This window comes from Pseudomonas sp. PDM04 (assembly GCF_014851765.1).
Taxonomy (GTDB): domain Bacteria; phylum Pseudomonadota; class Gammaproteobacteria; order Pseudomonadales; family Pseudomonadaceae; genus Aquipseudomonas.
In genome coordinates this window covers 1,080,497-1,096,792 of record NZ_JACVAI010000001.1, presented here as the reverse complement: position 1 = coordinate 1,096,792, position 16,296 = coordinate 1,080,497, and the positions used below count along the sequence as shown (strand labels likewise).

The window sequence follows — 16,296 nt, the reverse complement described above, 5'->3', positions numbered from 1 at the left end:
AGATGCACAGGGGGCAGGGCACTTGTGCGTGCCAATCAGGTCACAGTTTTCGACCGATGGCTCAAGTCGTCATCGGCGCAGCCGAAAACCTGAGGACAGGAGACAAAAAAACCATGCTGCCACCGATGCTTCCCTTGAGTGCCGTGCCGGTCACGTCACAGCACGATCCGATTCGCCAGCGACCGGATATCCCGCCCGTTGTACCGGTGCAGGAAAGCTCCAACGAAAGCACCATCGACCTGCAACAGCGCGACCCCGAGGAGGCGGCTTTTCAGCTGCGCGAGGAACAGCGCCGCAAGCAGGAGCAGCAACGCCGTCGCCGTGAAGCGGATGAAGATCCCGAAGAGCACCTGGCGATACCCGGCGTCGAGCTCAACGCTGACAACACCGTGCCGGTCAAGCCGCTGATCGATGACGAGCCGCGCCAGGGGCTGTGGGTCGATATTCAGATCTAGCCGGTTGCATGAACGTCGTCCGATTCTTTTTGTTTCGCCGTCGTTCGAGCCATGGACCGCTGGTCAGCGCGTGCACCAGGCTGCATTATTGGCGCAATCCCCCTGCGAACGATTGCGCAGTTGAATTTCAATTCACACGATGCACTGAACGCCATGAGCCAAGACGACAAGTTGATCGACCTGAATGCCGAACGTGCCAAGCGCGTTCATGACCTTAATGAAAAGCGTCTGAAGGAAGTGCGTCTGGCCTTCGAGAAGGCCATGCCGCTGGGCAAAACCGCCAAGAAGAAACCGAAGAACAAACCGAAAAAGCGTTAATCCCTCCCTTCTTTATTGATGTAGATCACTTTCCCTCCTCCTTTGCCTCCAAACCCTGACGATATTGATCCCGGTCAATTTCCCCGCCTGCCTGATTGGTTAACTTAGACCCATCGCAACAAGGCAAGCGCAGGAGGCCAGTCATGTTTTTCGACAACGTGGTGTTCGCCGGGGTGCTGACTGTCAGCCTCATGGTTCTGTTTTTTGCAGGGTTTGGATTCTTTATCTGGAAAGACGCACACAAGCGGAAAAAACCGTAGGTCTTTCTGGAGGCAATGAGCACGCAAGGCATTTTGGGCAACTTCGGTTGCCCTTTTTTTTGCCTGTTGAAAAGCGGATCAATCCCCGGCAAGTGGTCGGGATGCAAATAAAAAAGGCGCGAACCTCTCGGAACGCGCCTTTTTCGTTGCAACGATGAATCAGCTACCCAGCGCCTTCGATGCCAGCCAGAACAGGCCGGCCGACAGGGCCACGGTGGCGGGCAGGGTCAGGACCCAGGCCAGCAGGATGGTTTTCACGGTGCCGCTCTGCAGGCCGGCCTTGTTGGCGACCATCGTGCCGGCCACGCCCGATGACAGGACGTGGGTGGTGGACACCGGCAGGCTGAAGATGTTGGCCATGCCGATCAGGCTCGCGGTGGTGATCTGTGCCGACATGCCCTGGGAATAGGTCATGCCTTGCTTGCCGATTTTCTCGCCAATGGTCAGTACCACGCGCTTCCAGCCGACCATGGTGCCCAGGCCCAGGGCCAGGGCCACCGCGAGAATCACCCAGAACGGTGCGTATTCGGTGGTGGCGGTCAGGTCCTTGCGCAGTTTGTCCAGGTCAGCCTTTTCACGAGGGGCCAGGCCCGGCAGCTTGCTGACCTTCTTGGCCGTGTCATCCAGGCAAAGCAGGTAGCGACGCACTTCGATACGGCTTTCCGACGGCAGCGAGTGGTAGTCGGCGACGCCCTTGAGGGTGTCGAGCAGGGCGCTGATGGTCGGTTCGGTCTGCTGCGGGTTGCAGCGGAATTTCTCCGGCAGGTCGCCTTCGACGCTTTTGCCCAGCGCCAGGAACTCACCCAGGGTGTCGCCGTTGCGCTTGTAGAACTGGCTCAGGTGCAGAGTGGCGTCGCGGGTGCGTTCGATCTGGTAGGTGGTGCTGCCCAGGTCGAGCACGAACTGTGCCGGGACGATACCGATCAGCACCAGCATGATCAGGCCGATGCCTTTCTGGCCGTCGTTGGAACCGTGCACGAAGCTCACGGCCATGGCCGAGATCACCAGCACAAGACGATTCCAGAACGGTGGGTGCTTCTTGTCGTCGATTTTGCGGCGCTGTTCCGGCGTCTTGTGCATTTTCGACAGCGGGCGCCACCATTTGAGACCCAGCAATATCAGCGCCGCGATCACAAAGCCCGCCATGGGCGAGAACACCAGGGAGGCCCCGATATCAATGGCTTTCTGCCAGTTCACGCCATCGGCCAGCGGAATTTCATTGATCAGGGCATTGGCCAGGCCGACCCCGAGGATCGAGCCGATCAGCGTATGGGAGCTGGAGGCCGGGATCCCGAAGTACCAGGTGCCCAGGTTCCAGGCGATGGCCGCGGCCAGCAACGAGAACACCATCGCCAGGCCGTGACCGGTGTTCACATTGATCAGCAGCTCTACCGGCAGCAGGTGGACGATGGCGTACGCCACGCCGACACCGCCCAGCAGTACGCCAAGGAAATTGAATACACCGGAAAAGAACACGGCCAGATGCGGCGGCATGGCTTTGGTGTAGATAACGGTGGCAACCGCGTTAGCGGTGTCATGAAAGCCGTTGATGAACTCGAACGCGAGGACAAAGGTGAGGGCGAGCAAGAGGCTCACAAGCACCCAAGCATCCAGTCCGCTGAATAAATCGATCATGAAGGTTTTCTGACCCGGTCATAAGGGGGCGCGATTATGCCAGAAAACACGGGTAATCGATGCACTAGCTGCTCATCGGTAACATTCTTCATTGAATTATCCTGCAGCAATACCCCGGGATCGGGTCCTTTCCAGGGGGTTGCAAGTGCTTGAATTTCATCGCAAAGCACCCAGGCACAAGGGCTCCGCGCGCAATCACGATCCGCGTAAAGACTTGTATGAAATATCTGAGAAGGGGGCCAGACATGAGCCATTTTCTCATCAGATGGATGAGGTGACCGCTGCCCGCTCGTAGCGGGCGCGAATGGCAACATCGGTGCATCCGCTTTTAGCGGTTGCAGACGCAGGCCCTGAAAGGATTCAGACCGCCAGGCTCATGGCTCTTCGGCTCTGAGTTCCTTTTCCATCTTCTGCAGTTCCTGGGTAAAGGCCTGATCCTGAACGGTGGCGCGTTTACGCCAGGGTTTGCGTTCCGGTTCGGGCTGGGCGGCGTAAGTGGTGACTTCCCCGCCGTAAACTTCCTTGTAACGTTGTTCCTGGCGCTCTAATTCGGCGCGCAGTTCGTCTTTCGTCACAGTGCTACCTGTATGGGTTGAGATGGATTCTGGTAAATCGCGCTGCATCCAATGTATCGACCGCACACGGCGAAAAAACAGTGCCCGCGAAGGCATCGTTCATGACACGGCGATCAATACTTCCATGTTGCAGGCGGCCACGGCACCAGAGCAAAACAGCTGACGTAGCATCAGTTTCCTGTTTAGCGAGCGCACTGCCTGCGCATTTTGCGATGAGCGTCAGGCGCTGCTTCGGGCAACAACGACTGAACATCGCGTTACCGGTGGCGAAACCGGCCAATCAGAAAAACCAGTCGCCACTGATTCGCATTATAGCGGTCGATTTGCGGAACACTATCGGCAAAGAGTTAAAAATGGATCTTGATGTGTGATGGGCTTAATTACTTGCAACTTTTTACGTCGATTAGGCAGCGATGTCTTTCTGGCGCCATTAAGTCGAATAAGTTCAGGTATTAGACAGGGGTATTTTACTCAAGGCTCAAGCGCAAATAAAAAGCATGTAAGGGACGACGAAGCCTGGCAGAACGGCGGCCGTCTTCAAAGGACGGGAATTTGCGATTATCGATTGCCGGTTCGATAATCGCCCAATCATGACTGTCTGTAGCTTGTGTGAGCGATACCGAGCCGCTTGTAATAGCCGACGCCGATCCGTGTGGGAAAAGGACCTGATATGAACGATCAACTGCGCAACTCCTTCGCTTCAGTAGCGCCGCCGATTGTCGCGTCGCCCGCCAAGCGGATCCAGGCCCTGACCGGCGATCCGGACTTCATGACGTCCCTGGCCCGTGGCCTGGCCGTGGTGCACGCCTTCCAGGAGCGCAAACGGCACCTGACCATCGCCCAGATCAGCCACCGTACGGAAATTCCCCGCGCTGCGGTGCGACGTTGCCTGCACACCCTGATCAAGCTCGGCTACGCCACCACCGACGGGCGCACCTACTCGCTGTTGCCCAAAGTGCTGACCCTCGGCCATGCCTACCTGTCTTCGACCCCGCTGGCGGTGTCGGCACAACCTTACCTGGACCGCATGAGCGAACAGCTCCACGAGGCGTGCAACATGGCCACGCTGGAAGGCGATGACATTTTGTACATCGCCCGTTCGGCCACCACCCAGCGCCTGATTTCCGTCGACCTCTCGGTGGGCGGGCGCCTGCCGGCCTATTGCACCTCCATGGGCAGGATCCTGCTCGCGGCGCTGGACGATACCTCGCTGCGCGAATACCTCGACCATGCCGACCTGCAAGCCAAGACCAGCCGCACCCTGCATACCCCCGAGGCGCTGCTCGAATGCCTGCAGCAAGTGCGGCAGCAAGGCTGGTGCATCGTCGACCAGGAACTGGAACAGGGCCTGCGTTCGATTGCCGTACCGGTGTATGACGCCTCCGGGCAGGTGGTGGCGGCACTCAATGTCAGCACCCATGCCGGGCGGGTCAGCCGCAGCGAGCTGGAACAGCGTTTCCTGCCGGGGCTGCTCGCGGCCAGCCGCAACCTCAGCGCCCAGCTGTTTGCGTAGGTTGTTCGGCTAAGCTGTTCGATAACCGCACAGACTTGCGTTTATCGAATTGACGGTGTTCCACCCGGATCTCTAATGTCGCGGCAGCGCCAGCCTGCGCTGGCTCCTGTCCGACTGCGTTCTTGCGTGGAATAAAAATAATGAACCAGCCTCAGTCCGTTGTAGGGAACTGCCTCGATGTGCAGTCCTTCATCAATGCTCAACCCATCTCGCGCTATCAGTGGCGGGTGGTGATCCTGTGTTTCCTGATTGTCTTTCTCGATGGCCTCGACACGGCGGCCATGGGTTTCATCGCGCCGGCCCTGTCCCAGGACTGGGGCATCGATCGTGCGAGCCTCGGCCCGGTGATGAGTGCAGCGTTGATCGGCATGGTCTTCGGCGCACTGGGTTCCGGCCCGCTGGCTGACCGCTTCGGGCGAAAAGTCGTCCTGGTGGGCGCAGTGCTGGTGTTCGGCGCCTTCAGCCTGGCCTCGGCCTACAGCAGCAACGTCGATCAGTTGCTGGTGCTGCGTTTCCTCACCGGCCTGGGTCTCGGCGCCGGGATGCCCAATGCCACGACGCTGCTGGCCGAGTACACCCCCGAGCGCAAGAAGTCCCTGCTGGTGACCAGCATGTTCTGCGGCTTCAACCTTGGCATGGCCGGCGGCGGGTTCATGTCCGCCAAGCTGATTCCGGCGTTCGGTTGGCACAGCCTGCTGCTGTTGGGCGGCATTCTGCCGTTGATCCTCGCGGTCGTCCTGCTGTTGTGGTTGCCGGAGTCGGCGCGTTATCTGGTGGTGCGCAACCGTGGCAACGACAAAGTGCGCAAGGCGCTGGCACCGATCGACCCCAACACAGTCGCCCAGGCCGCCAGTTTCAGCGTGCCGGAACAGCGGACCGTGAAGGCGCGCAATGTTTTCGCGGTGATCTTTTCCGGGACCTACAGCGCCGGCACCCTGCTGTTGTGGCTCACCTATTTCATGGGCTTGGTGATTGTCTACCTGCTGACCAGTTGGTTGCCGACGCTGATGCGTGACAGCGGCGCGAGCATGGAGCAGGCCGCGTTCATCGGTGCGCTGTTCCAGTTCGGCGGCGTCTTGAGCGCGGTGGGCGTGGGCTGGGCGATGGACCGGTTCAATCCACACAAGGTCATCGGGACTTTCTACCTGCTGGCCGGGGTGTTTGCCTACGCAGTAGGGCAGAGCCTGGGCAGCATCACGCTGTTGGCAACGCTGGTGCTGGTGGCGGGGATGTGTGTCAACGGCGCGCAATCGGCGATGCCGTCCCTGGCGGCGCGGTTTTACCCGACCCAGGGGCGGGCGACCGGGGTCTCGTGGATGCTCGGGATCGGCCGGTTCGGCGCGATTCTCGGGGCGTGGATGGGCGCGACCTTGCTCGGATTGGGCTGGAACTTCGAACAAGTGCTGACGGCGCTGGTGATTCCGGCGGCGCTGGCGACGGCGGCGGTGTTGATCAAGGGCAAGGTCAGCCATGCGGATGCGACTTGAAGCTGCCCGGGGGGCAGTAATACCGAGTCGCGGCCTTCGCGAGCAAGCCCGCTCCCACAGGGGAATGCATTCCAAGTGTGGGAGCGGGCTTGCTCGCGAAAGCAGGCGGCGCGGTGCTCAATCAGGATGATTAGCAAGACAACAATCTGTTCGATAAACGAACACTTAGTCGATTATCGGATTGTTTGGGGTATTCCCCAGGCTTACCCTTCAGTCATCCGGCGCGCGCATCGCGCCTTGTTCATCCACTGTCGGTTCAAACAAATCGGGAGCCTGCCCCATGGCTGAAATCCTTTCGCTGCACGACGCGGTGAAGCAATTCGTCAACGACGGCGATACCGTCGCGCTCGAAGGCTTCACTCACCTGATCCCTACGGCGGCAGGTCACGAAATCATTCGTCAGGGCAAGAAAGATCTGACGCTGGTTCGGATGACACCTGACCTGATCTACGATCAGTTGATCGGCGCCGGTTGTGCTCGCAAGCTGATTTTTTCCTGGGGCGGCAATCCGGGTGTCGGCTCCCTGCACCGCCTGCGGGATGCCGTCGAGAAGCAATGGCCGCACGCGCTGGAAATCGAGGAACACAGCCACGCCGACCTGGCCAATGCCTACGTCGCCGGCGCTTCGGGCCTGCCATTCGCGGTGCTGCGTGCCTACGCCGGTTCCGATTTGCCGAAGGTCAACCCGCTGATCAAATCGGTGACGTGCCCGTTCACCGGCGAAGTGCTGGCGGCGGTGCCTTCGGTGCGCCCCGACGTCACCGTGATCCACGCACAGAAGGCCGACCGCAAGGGCAACGTGCTGCTGTGGGGCATTCTCGGCGTGCAGAAAGAAGCCGCGCTGGCGGCCAAGCGCTGCATCGTCACCGTCGAGGAAATCGTCGACGACCTCAAGGCCCCGATGAATGCCTGTGTATTGCCGACCTGGGCCCTGAGCGCGGTCTGCCACGTCCCCGGTGGTGCGCATCCGTCCTACGCCCACGGCTACAACGAGCGCGACAACCGTTTCTACCAGGCCTGGGATCCGATTGCCCGCGACCGTGAAACCTTCACCGCGTGGATCAACGAATACATCCATGGCTGCGCTGACTTCAGCGAGTTCCAGGCCAAGCTGGCCGCTGCTTCGGAGGCGAAGTAATGACTTACACCACCAATGAAATGATGACCGTCGCCGCTGCCCGTCGCCTGAAGAACGGTTCGGTGTGCTTCGTCGGCATCGGCCTGCCCTCCAAAGCCGCCAACCTGGCGCGCCTGACGTCCTCGCCGGACGTGGTCCTGATCTACGAATCGGGCCCGATTGGCGCCAAACCAAGCGTATTGCCACTGTCGATCGGTGACGGTGAGCTGGCGGAAACTGCCGATACCGTGGTCCCGACCGGTGAGATCTTTCGCTACTGGTTGCAGGGCGGGCGTATCGACGTCGGTTTTCTCGGCGCCGCCCAAGTCGACCGTTTCGGCAATATCAACACCACGGTGGTGGGCGACTACCATCAGCCGAAAGTCCGCCTGCCGGGCGCTGGCGGTGCGCCGGAGATCGCCGGTTCGGCCAAGAGCGTGCTGATCATCCTCAAGCAGTCGGCGCGGTCCTTCGTCGACAAACTCGACTTCATCACCTCGGTCGGCCATGGCGAGGGCGGTGATTCGCGCAAACGCCTGGGGCTGCCGGGTGCCGGCCCGGTGGGCATCATCACGGACCTGTGCATCATGGAGCCGGAGGCGGGCACCCACGAATTCGTGGTCACCGCGCTGCACCCGGGCGTGACGCGCGAGCAGGTGAGCGCCGCCACCGGCTGGCCGATCCGTTTCGCCGAAACGGTCCTGGTCACCGACGAACCGACCGCGGTCGAATTGCAGGCACTGCGTGATCTGGAAGCCCGCACCGCAGCCGCCCACGGCCAAGCTCCCGGAGAAGCGTGATGCGCGACGTTTATATCTGCGATGCGATTCGCACCCCCATCGGCCGTTTCGGCGGTGGCCTGTCGACCGTCCGCGCCGACGACCTGGCCGCCGTGCCGATCAAGGCGCTGATGACGCGTAACCCGTCCGTGGACTGGACGGCAGTGGACGAGGTGTTCCTCGGCTGCGCCAACCAGGCCGGCGAAGACAACCGTAACGTGGCGCGCATGGCGCTGCTGCTGGCGGGTCTGCCGGAAACCATTCCAGGGGTGACCCTCAATCGCCTTTGCGCCTCGGGCATGGATGCCATCGGCACGGCGTTTCGCGCCATCGCCAGTGGCGAGATGGAACTGGCGATTGCCGGTGGCGTCGAGTCGATGTCCCGCGCACCGTTCGTGATGGGCAAGGCGGACGCGGCGTTTTCGCGCAACATGAAACTGGAAGACACCACCATCGGCTGGCGCTTCATCAATCCGTTGATGAAAGCCCAATACGGTGTGGATGCGATGCCGCAGACCGCTGACAACGTCGCGGACGATTACCGGGTGTCCCGCGCCGATCAGGACGCGTTTGCCCTGCGCAGCCAGCAGCGCACCGCAGCCGCCCAGGCTGCTGGCTATTTTGCTGAAGAAATCGTGGAAGTGCGTATTGCCCACAAAAAGGGTGAAACCGTGGTCAACCAGGACGAACATCCTCGCGCCGACACGACACTGGAAGCGCTGACCAAACTGAAACCGGTCAACGGTCCCGACAAAACCGTCACCGCCGGCAACGCGTCGGGTGTGAACGATGGCGCGGCGGCGTTGATTCTGGCCTCGGCCGATGCGGTGAAAAAACACGGCCTGACCGCTCGCGCAAAAGTGCTGGGCATGGCCAGTGCCGGTGTGGCGCCACGGGTGATGGGCGTCGGCCCTGTGCCAGCGGTGCGCAAGCTGACCGAGCGCCTGGGTGTGGCGGTCAGCGATTTCGACGTCATCGAACTCAACGAAGCCTTCGCCAGCCAGGGCCTGGCCGTGCTGCGCGAACTGGGGATCGCCGATGACGCACCCCAGGTCAACCCGAACGGCGGCGCCATTGCCCTGGGGCATCCGTTGGGCATGAGTGGTGCGCGTCTGGTGCTGACGGCGCTGCATCAACTGGAAAAAACCGGTGGCAAGAAAGGCCTGGCGACCATGTGCGTCGGAGTGGGCCAAGGCCTGGCCCTGGCCATCGAGCGCGTTTGACGCCCAGCGGACTAACAAGAACAGAGGAAAGCGAAATGTCTGACAAGCCTGGTTATCGCCGCCCGCAGGAAGGCACCCAGCCGGAATACCTGCACCCGGCTTACCAATCCACCAACCTGCGCTCGCCGTCCAAGCCGTTGGTGTTTCTGCCCCATTCATTGTCGGAAATCACCGGGCCAACCGTCGGTGCCGAACGCATCAACGACAAGGACAATGACCTGACCGCCCAGCACGAGGGGCAACCTCAGGGCGAGCGCATCATCATTCACGGCCGTGTGCTGGATGAAAACGGCCTGCCGGTCCCGGGCATCCTGGTGGAAATCTGGCAGGCCAACGCCGCCGGTCGCTACGCCCATGCCCGTGACCTGCACGATGCGCCGCTGGACCCGAACTTCACCGGCACGGGTCGCACCGTGACCGACGCCGATGGCTGGTATCAGTTCCAGACGATCAAGCCCGGCGCTTACCCGTGGGGCAACCACCACAACGCGTGGCGCCCGGCGCATATCCATTTCTCGCTGTTCGGGCCGAGCATCCTGACCCGCCTGGTGACGCAGATGTATTTCCCCGGCGATCCACTGCTGGCGTACGACCCGATCTACAACTGCGTACCGGATACCAGCGCCAAGGAGCGCTTGATCGCCCGGTTCGACCTGGAAAAAACCATTCCTTCCTACGCCCTCGGTTATCGTTGGGACATTGTCCTGCGCGGCCGCGACGCCACGCCGATGGAGAAATAAGATGACCCTGACTGCGACCACGTCCCACACCGTCGGGCCGTATTACCACATTGGCCTGACCTGGCTGAACCGTGAAAACCTGACCGTCGAACAGACCCTGGGCCAACGCGTGGCGATCACCGGGCAAGTCGTCGATGGCAATGGCGACATCGTCAACGACGCGATGCTCGAAGTCTGGCAGGCCAACGCCGCCGGCAAGTACGACCATCCCGAAGACGATCAGGACAAACCCCTGGACCCGCACTTCGAAGGCTTTGGCCGGATTCCGGTGGACGCCGAAGGGCGCTTCCGCTTTACCACGATCAAGCCGGGGACGGTCGAAGGCCTGAAGGGCTCGACCCAGGCGCCGCACCTGGTGGTGCTCGTGTTCGCCCGTGGCCTGGTGAAGCACTTGCTGACGCGGATTTACTTCGAGGGCGAACCGGCCAACGTGAACGATCCGTTGCTGGAGTGCGTACCTGCCGAACGTCGCGGCACGCTGCTGGCGAAGCCGGATGCGAGCGGCGTTTATCAGTGGAATGTGGTGTTGCAGGGGACCGAGGCCGAGACGGTGTTTTTCGATTATTGATCGAACGCCGCACATTGCCTTGTGGAGCGGGCAAGCGCTCCCACAAGGGAATGTAGGTGCTGAGCCATCTGTGGAACGGGACTGTTGCAAAGTATGTCTAGACTTTCACTGTCCCCAAAGAGTGAAACAACAATGACCATTCCCTCCGCTACTACAGCGCACTACACCGGCGAAGAGCGCAGCAAACGGATTTTTGCGATTGTCGGTGCTTCGTCGGGCAACCTCGTCGAATGGTTCGACTTTTACGTCTATGCCTTCTGCGCGATCTATTTCGCCCCGGCGTTTTTCCCCTCGGACAACCCGACGGTGCAATTGGTGAACACGGCCGGCGTGTTCGCCGCCGGGTTCCTGATGCGACCGATTGGCGGCTGGATTTTCGGCCGTGTCGCCGACAAGCACGGGCGCAAGAATTCGATGCTGATTTCGATTCTGATGATGTGCTTCGGCTCCCTGCTCATCGCCTGCCTGCCGACCTACCAGGACATCGGCGTCTGGGCCCCGGTCCTGCTGCTGTTCGCCCGTTTGCTCCAGGGCCTGTCCGTGGGCGGCGAGTACGGCACCACCGCCACCTACATGAGCGAAGTGGCCCTCAAGGGCCAGCGCGGATTCTTCGCTTCCTTCCAGTATGTGACGCTGATCGGCGGGCAACTACTGGCGGTGTTGCTGGTGGTGATCCTGCAACAGTTTCTCAACGAAGATGAGTTGCGTGCCTACGGTTGGCGGATTCCGTTCGTTGTCGGTGCGGTGGCTGCGTTGATTTCGCTGTTTCTGCGTCGCTCGCTCAAGGAAACCACCAGCAAGGAGATGCGCGAGAACAAGGACGCCGGCAGCATCATGGCGCTGTTCCGTGACCACAAGGCCGCGTTCATCACCGTGTTGGGCTACACCGCCGGTGGCTCGCTGATTTTCTACACCTTCACCACGTACATGCAGAAATACCTGGTGAACACCGCCGGCATGCACGCCAAGACCGCCAGTTACATCATGACCGGCGCGCTGTTCCTCTATATGTGCATGCAGCCGTTTTTCGGCATGCTCGCCGACAAGATCGGCCGGCGTAACTCGATGCTCTGGTTCGGCGCCCTCGGCACGTTGTTTACCGTACCGATTCTGTTGACCCTGAAAGGCATCAGCAGCCCGTTCCTGGCTTTCGTGCTGATCACTTTGGCGCTGGCCATCGTCAGTTTCTACACCTCGATCAGCGGCCTGGTGAAAGCCGAGATGTTTCCGCCCGAGGTGCGCGCCCTGGGTGTTGGCCTGGCGTATGCGGTGGCCAACGCGATCTTCGGCGGCTCGGCGGAGTACGTCGCGCTGAGCCTGAAGGCCGGGGGCATGGAAAACTCGTTCTACTGGTACGTTACGGTGATGATGGCGGTGGCATTCCTGTTCAGCCTGCGCCTGCCGAAACAGGCGAAGTACCTGCACCACGACCTTTGATCCATCTGCGTGGGCCGCTGCGGCCCACGCTTTCAAGGACTGTTTATGAACCAGCGACCGGGCAATCAATTGTTCGATGCCTATTTCACTGCCCGCGATATGCGTGAGGTGTTCTGCGATCAGGGCCGGGTTCAGGCCATGCTCGATTTCGAATCGGCACTGGCCCGGGCCGAGGCGCGGGTCGGGTTGATTCCGCACGCGGCGGTGGCGTCCATCGACGCTGCGTGCCAGGCCGGGCAGTACGACTTTGCCGCCCTTGGCGAGGCGATTGCCACGGCGGGCAATTCGGCGATTCCGTTGGTGAAAGCCTTGGGCAAGCGGATTGCGGCCAGCGATGCCGACGCCGAGCGTTATGTGCACCTGGGTGCGACCAGCCAGGATGTGATGGACACCGGCCTGGTGCTGCAACTGCGTCGTGCGCTGGAACTGATCGAAGCCGATCTGGCGCAACTGGGCGAAACCCTGGCGACGCAAGCCGCGCGCTTTGTTGCCACACCGCTGGCCGGGCGCACCTGGTTGCAGCATGCGACGCCGGTCACCCTGGGCATGAAGATCGCTGGCTGGCTGGGTGCCGTCACCCGCAGCCGGCAACGCCTGCAAGCGCTCAGGCCACGTCTGCTGGTGCTGCAATTCGGCGGCGCGTCCGGCACCTTGGCGGCCCTGGGCGAGAAGGCCATGCCGGTTGCCCAGGCGCTGGCGGACGAGTTGCGGTTGAGCCTGCCGGAGCAGCCTTGGCACACCCAGCGCGATCGCCTGGTGGAATTCGCCTCGGTGCTGGGCTTGATCGCCGGCAGCCTCGGCAAACTGGGACGCGACATCAGCCTGCTGATGCAGACCGAAGCCGGCGAAGTGTTCGAACCTTCGGCACCGGGCAAGGGTGGTTCCTCGACCATGCCGCACAAACGCAACCCGGTGGGGGCGGCGGTGCTGATCGGCGCCGCGACGCGGGTGCCCGGCTTGCTCTCGACCCTGTTCAGCGCCATGCCGCAAGAGCACGAACGCAGCCTGGGCCTGTGGCACGCCGAGTGGGAAACCTTGCCGGAGATTTGCTGCCTGGTGTCCGGCAGTCTCAAGCAGGCGCTGTTGCTCGCGGCCGGTCTGGAAGTGGACGCCGAGCGCATGGCGCGCAACCTCGACCTGACCCGGGGCCTGGTCCTGGCCGAAGCGGTGAGCATCGTCCTCGCCCAGCGCGTCGGGCGCGACACCGCGCACCACCTGCTGGAGCAATGCTGCAAGCGCGCCGTGGCCGAACAACGACACCTGCGCGCCGTGCTCGGCGACGAGCCGCAAGTGACTGCCGAACTGTCGGCGGCTGAGCTCGATGACCTGCTGGACCCCGCCCACTACCTCGGTCAGGCCCAGGTCTGGGTCGAGCGTGCGGTGGCTGAACATTCCGCGTTGACTGCCTGAAGGAGATTGCTGTGGCTTTCGTACAACTCGCCGAGGGCGAACTGCATTACCAACTCGATGGGCCGGTGGAGGCGCCGGTGCTGGTGCTGTCCAACTCGCTGGGCACCAACCTGCACATGTGGGATGCGCAGATGGCTGACTTCACCCGGCACTTTCGCGTGCTGCGTTTCGACACCCGTGGCCACGGCCAGTCGCTGGTCACACCGGGGCCGTACAGCATCGAGCAACTGGGCGCCGATGTGTTGGCGCTGCTGGACGCGTTGAACATCGAACGGGTGCATTTCTGTGGTCTGTCGATGGGCGGCCTGATTGGCCAGTGGCTGGGGATCAACGCCGGACAGCGCCTGAACAAACTGGTGGTGTGCAACACCGCGGCGAAGATCGGCGATCCGTCGATCTGGAACCCCCGGATCGAAACCGTGCTGCGCGACGGCGCGGCCGCCATGGTTGCGCTGCGCGATGCATCGATTGCGCGCTGGTTCACCCCGGACTTTGCCCAGGCCAATCCGGCGGCGGCGAAGCAGATCACCGACATGCTCGCGGCCACGTCGCCGCAAGGTTATGCCGCCAATTGCGCGGCCGTGCGCGATGCCGATTTGCGTGAGCAATTGTCGTCGATCAAGGTGCCGCTGCTGGTCATCGCCGGCACTGAAGACGCCGTTACGCCTCCGTCCGGTGGGCACTTCATCGAGGAGCGCGTGCCGGGCGCCGAGTACGCCGAGTTTTATGCCGCGCACCTGTCCAATGTCCAGGCCGGGGCTGATTTCAGCGCGCGGGTGCTGGCCTTCCTGTTGGCCGATTAAGGGGATTGTTGTGGACGAGAAACAACGTTACGACGAGGGCATGAACGTGCGTCGCGCCGTGCTCGGCGACGCCCATGTCGACCGCAGCCTGACCACGCTGACCGAGTTCAACTCGGAGTTCCAGGAAATGATCACCCGCCACGCCTGGGGTGACATCTGGACCCGTCCGGGCTTGCCGCGCCATACCCGTAGCCTGATCACCATCGCCATGCTGATCGGCATGAACCGCGAGGGTGAACTCAAGCTGCACCTGCGCGCCGCCGCCAACAATGGCGTCAGCCGTGGCGAAATCAAGGAAGTGATCATGCAGAGCGCGATCTACTGCGGCATTCCGGCGGCCAATGCGACGTTCCACCTGGCCGAGTTGGTCTGGGATGAGTTGGGGGTCGAGTCGCGGGAGTAGATCCTGACACCGATGTGTGGGGGCTGACTTCATCGCGAGCAGGCTCGCTCCCACAGGTCGATGATCTCTTGTGGGAGCGAGACCGGCTTGCCGGCAATAGTGGTAGCAAGATCTACAGCAAACTGATCGGATAGCTGACAATCAACCGGTTCTCATCAAACTCGTTGTTGCTGAAATCCCGGCGCATCGTCGAGTTGCGCCACTTCAGGTTCAGGTCTTTCAGCGCGCCGCTCTGCACGGTGTAGCCCAGTTCCGATTCCCGTCCCCATTCCTTGCCGTCGGTGATCGTGCCGGTGTGCACGTTATCGCCGCTGATGTAGCGATTCATCAGGGTCAGGCCGGGAATGCCCAGCGCCACGAAGTTGTAGTCATGACGCACCTGCCAGGATTTCTCCCTGGCGTTGTCGTAGCTGGCGTTGTAGCTGTCGTTGGCCAGTGTGCCGCCGCTGGTGCCATTGACGCGCATCCAGGCGCTGTCGCCGGTGAGCTTTTGCAGGCCGACGTAGAAGGTGTGGCCGCCGTACTTGGCCGAGAGCAGGGCCGACCAGGTCTTGTTGTCCAGGTCACCGGCCCGGGCGCTGCCGTCCTCCTTGCCGTAGAAATAGCCGAGGTTGGCGCCCAGGGTCCAGTCGCCGACGGGCTGGCTGTGGGTCAGGTTGAGGAATTGCTGGCTGTAGATGTCCTTGAGTTGGGCATTCCACAACGCAACCTGCGTGCGTTTTTCGTTGAACAGGTATTCGCCGCCCTGGAAGTTGAAGCGGTCCGAGGTGAACGCGGCTTTGCCGGTCATCGACAGGTCGCTCATGCTGCTGTCGTCACGCGGGCTGTTCTGCCGGAACTGACCACCGTAGAGCGTCAGGCCGGCGATTTCCTTCGACGTGACCTGGCCGCCGCGAAAAGTCTGCGGCAACGAGCGGCCATCGTCCGAACGCAGGATCGGCAGCACCGGCATCCATTCGCCGACCTTCACTTCGGTCTGCGACAACTTGGCTTTGAACGCCACGTTGGTGCGACCGAAGTTGTCCGCCGGACGGCCATCGTGGTCCAGCGGCAGCAGTTGCGTGCCCCCGGTGCCTTTGCCGCCATCGAGCTTCACCGAGTACAGGCCCAGCACGTCCATGCCGAACCCGACCGTGCCCTGGGTAAACCCGGACCGGGCGTCGAGGATGAAACTTTGCGTCCACTCTTCAGCCTTGCCCTGGGTTTTGCTGGGGTTGGTGAAGTTGCGGTTGATGTAGAAGTTGCGCAGGTTCAGGTTGACCCTGGCACCTTCGACGAAACCCGCCTCTTCGGCAGAGGAGGGCAGGGCGCCGCCGCTCAGGGCGAGGGCGATCAGACTGGAAAACACATACTGTGGGGTGGAACGGGTCATGGCGTCGAACCTGTTGTTATTGGTTTTGTGCGACGGATGGTGCGTGGAATGAACTAAATGGTTCAATTGTCAAAAACGGGTTCTGGGCGATTATCGAACCCAGTTTGAGGTGGCGCGCGGGCCGAATCGCGAGCAGACAACAACATTTCCCGCAGCCAACAAAAAGCCCACCAAAAGGTGGGCTTCGTGTTTAGGGCTTTG

At 61.7% G+C, this 16,296-nt stretch carries 17 protein-coding genes; 14 read left to right on the top strand and 3 right to left on the bottom strand.

What is annotated here, in order from left to right:
- Positions 1 to 113: 113 nt before the first annotated feature.
- The 3 genes from IB249_RS05125 (at position 114) to ccoM (ending at position 1,033) form a co-directional block, all read left to right on the top strand.
- The gene (locus tag IB249_RS05125; RefSeq protein ID WP_192302408.1) at positions 114 to 455 is read left to right on the top strand and encodes an aspartate-semialdehyde dehydrogenase; all 342 of its coding nucleotides are present in this window, start codon (positions 114 to 116) and stop codon (positions 453 to 455) included.
- A 120-nt stretch (positions 456 to 575) separates the two neighbouring features.
- Complete coding sequence (locus IB249_RS05120; RefSeq protein WP_192302889.1) at positions 576 to 773, top strand: hypothetical protein; 198 nt, start codon at positions 576 to 578, stop codon at positions 771 to 773.
- Positions 774 to 916: 143 nt separating this feature from the next.
- On the top strand, positions 917 to 1,033 hold the full coding sequence (gene ccoM, locus IB249_RS29995) for a cytochrome c oxidase subunit CcoM (protein WP_275959760.1): 117 nt from the start codon (positions 917 to 919) through the stop codon (positions 1,031 to 1,033).
- Between the two features lie 159 nt (positions 1,034 to 1,192).
- On the opposite strand, the gene IB249_RS05115 is transcribed toward ccoM, so the two are convergent.
- A complete protein-coding gene (locus tag IB249_RS05115; protein ID WP_192302407.1) occupies positions 1,193 to 2,668 on the bottom strand; it encodes an inorganic phosphate transporter in 1,476 nt (491 codons plus the stop codon).
- A gap of 374 nt (positions 2,669 to 3,042) precedes the next feature.
- Positions 3,043 to 3,243, bottom strand: a complete 201-nt coding sequence (locus tag IB249_RS05110) for a hypothetical protein (protein ID WP_192302406.1) — start codon at positions 3,241 to 3,243, stop codon at positions 3,043 to 3,045.
- Positions 3,244 to 3,913: 670 nt separating this feature from the next.
- Between IB249_RS05110 and pcaR the strand changes: the two genes are divergently transcribed.
- The 11 genes from pcaR to pcaC all read left to right on the top strand — a co-directional run bounded on the left by pcaR (position 3,914) and on the right by pcaC (position 14,723).
- A complete protein-coding gene (gene pcaR / locus IB249_RS05105; protein ID WP_192302405.1) occupies positions 3,914 to 4,756 on the top strand; it encodes a pca regulon transcriptional regulator PcaR in 843 nt (280 codons plus the stop codon).
- A 140-nt stretch (positions 4,757 to 4,896) separates the two neighbouring features.
- Positions 4,897 to 6,243, top strand: a complete 1,347-nt coding sequence (locus IB249_RS05100) for an MFS transporter (protein WP_192302404.1) — start codon at positions 4,897 to 4,899, stop codon at positions 6,241 to 6,243.
- Between the two features lie 280 nt (positions 6,244 to 6,523).
- A complete protein-coding gene (locus IB249_RS05095; protein WP_192302403.1) occupies positions 6,524 to 7,381 on the top strand; it encodes a CoA transferase subunit A in 858 nt (285 codons plus the stop codon).
- Positions 7,381 to 8,160, top strand: a complete 780-nt coding sequence (locus IB249_RS05090; protein WP_192302402.1) for a CoA-transferase subunit beta — start codon at positions 7,381 to 7,383, stop codon at positions 8,158 to 8,160. The genes IB249_RS05095 and IB249_RS05090 overlap by 1 nt, the downstream gene beginning before the upstream one ends.
- Complete coding sequence (gene pcaF, locus IB249_RS05085; protein WP_192302401.1) at positions 8,157 to 9,362, top strand: 3-oxoadipyl-CoA thiolase; 1,206 nt, start codon at positions 8,157 to 8,159, stop codon at positions 9,360 to 9,362. The genes IB249_RS05090 and pcaF overlap by 4 nt, the downstream gene beginning before the upstream one ends.
- Positions 9,363 to 9,397: 35 nt before the next feature.
- On the top strand, positions 9,398 to 10,102 hold the full coding sequence (gene pcaH / locus IB249_RS05080; RefSeq protein ID WP_192302400.1) for a protocatechuate 3,4-dioxygenase subunit beta: 705 nt from the start codon (positions 9,398 to 9,400) through the stop codon (positions 10,100 to 10,102).
- Between the two features lies 1 nt (position 10,103).
- Entirely contained in the window at positions 10,104 to 10,670 is a 567-nt protein-coding gene (pcaG, locus tag IB249_RS05075; RefSeq protein ID WP_192302399.1) for a protocatechuate 3,4-dioxygenase subunit alpha, read from the top strand.
- Between the two features lie 132 nt (positions 10,671 to 10,802).
- Positions 10,803 to 12,107, top strand: coding sequence for an MFS family transporter (locus IB249_RS05070; RefSeq protein ID WP_192302398.1), 1,305 nt, complete (start codon positions 10,803 to 10,805; stop codon positions 12,105 to 12,107).
- Between the two features lie 45 nt (positions 12,108 to 12,152).
- The gene (locus tag IB249_RS05065) at positions 12,153 to 13,517 is read left to right on the top strand and encodes a 3-carboxy-cis,cis-muconate cycloisomerase (RefSeq protein WP_192302397.1); all 1,365 of its coding nucleotides are present in this window, start codon (positions 12,153 to 12,155) and stop codon (positions 13,515 to 13,517) included.
- Between the two features lie 11 nt (positions 13,518 to 13,528).
- Positions 13,529 to 14,320 (top strand): 3-oxoadipate enol-lactonase, encoded by a 792-nt coding sequence (gene pcaD / locus IB249_RS05060; RefSeq protein WP_192302396.1) that lies wholly within the window; start codon positions 13,529 to 13,531, stop codon positions 14,318 to 14,320.
- Positions 14,321 to 14,330: 10 nt separating this feature from the next.
- Positions 14,331 to 14,723 (top strand): 4-carboxymuconolactone decarboxylase, encoded by a 393-nt coding sequence (pcaC, locus tag IB249_RS05055; RefSeq protein ID WP_192302395.1) that lies wholly within the window; start codon positions 14,331 to 14,333, stop codon positions 14,721 to 14,723.
- 112 nt (positions 14,724 to 14,835) lie between these two features.
- Here pcaC and IB249_RS05050 read toward each other — a convergent pair whose 3' ends face one another.
- Positions 14,836 to 16,095, bottom strand: a complete 1,260-nt coding sequence (locus IB249_RS05050; protein WP_192302394.1) for an OprD family porin — start codon at positions 16,093 to 16,095, stop codon at positions 14,836 to 14,838.
- Positions 16,096 to 16,296 lie beyond the last annotated feature (201 nt).

What these genes read in the sequence shown, in the direction of transcription:
- IB249_RS05125 (WP_192302408.1), top strand. Translation starts at nt 114, where the DNA reads ATGCTGCCACCGATGCTTCCCTTGAGTGCCGTGCCGGTCACGTCACAG.
- ccoM (WP_275959760.1), top strand. Translation starts at nt 917, where the DNA reads ATGTTTTTCGACAACGTGGTGTTCGCCGGGGTGCTGACTGTCAGCCTC.
- IB249_RS05115 (WP_192302407.1), bottom strand. Translation starts at nt 2,668, where the DNA reads ATGATCGATTTATTCAGCGGACTGGATGCTTGGGTGCTTGTGAGCCTC.
- pcaR (WP_192302405.1), top strand. Translation starts at nt 3,914, where the DNA reads ATGAACGATCAACTGCGCAACTCCTTCGCTTCAGTAGCGCCGCCGATT.
- IB249_RS05100 (WP_192302404.1), top strand. Translation starts at nt 4,897, where the DNA reads ATGAACCAGCCTCAGTCCGTTGTAGGGAACTGCCTCGATGTGCAGTCC.
- IB249_RS05095 (WP_192302403.1), top strand. Translation starts at nt 6,524, where the DNA reads ATGGCTGAAATCCTTTCGCTGCACGACGCGGTGAAGCAATTCGTCAAC.
- IB249_RS05090 (WP_192302402.1), top strand. Translation starts at nt 7,381, where the DNA reads ATGACTTACACCACCAATGAAATGATGACCGTCGCCGCTGCCCGTCGC.
- pcaH (WP_192302400.1), top strand. Translation starts at nt 9,398, where the DNA reads ATGTCTGACAAGCCTGGTTATCGCCGCCCGCAGGAAGGCACCCAGCCG.
- pcaG (WP_192302399.1), top strand. Translation starts at nt 10,104, where the DNA reads ATGACCCTGACTGCGACCACGTCCCACACCGTCGGGCCGTATTACCAC.
- IB249_RS05070 (WP_192302398.1), top strand. Translation starts at nt 10,803, where the DNA reads ATGACCATTCCCTCCGCTACTACAGCGCACTACACCGGCGAAGAGCGC.
- IB249_RS05065 (WP_192302397.1), top strand. Translation starts at nt 12,153, where the DNA reads ATGAACCAGCGACCGGGCAATCAATTGTTCGATGCCTATTTCACTGCC.
- IB249_RS05050 (WP_192302394.1), bottom strand. Translation starts at nt 16,095, where the DNA reads ATGACCCGTTCCACCCCACAGTATGTGTTTTCCAGTCTGATCGCCCTC.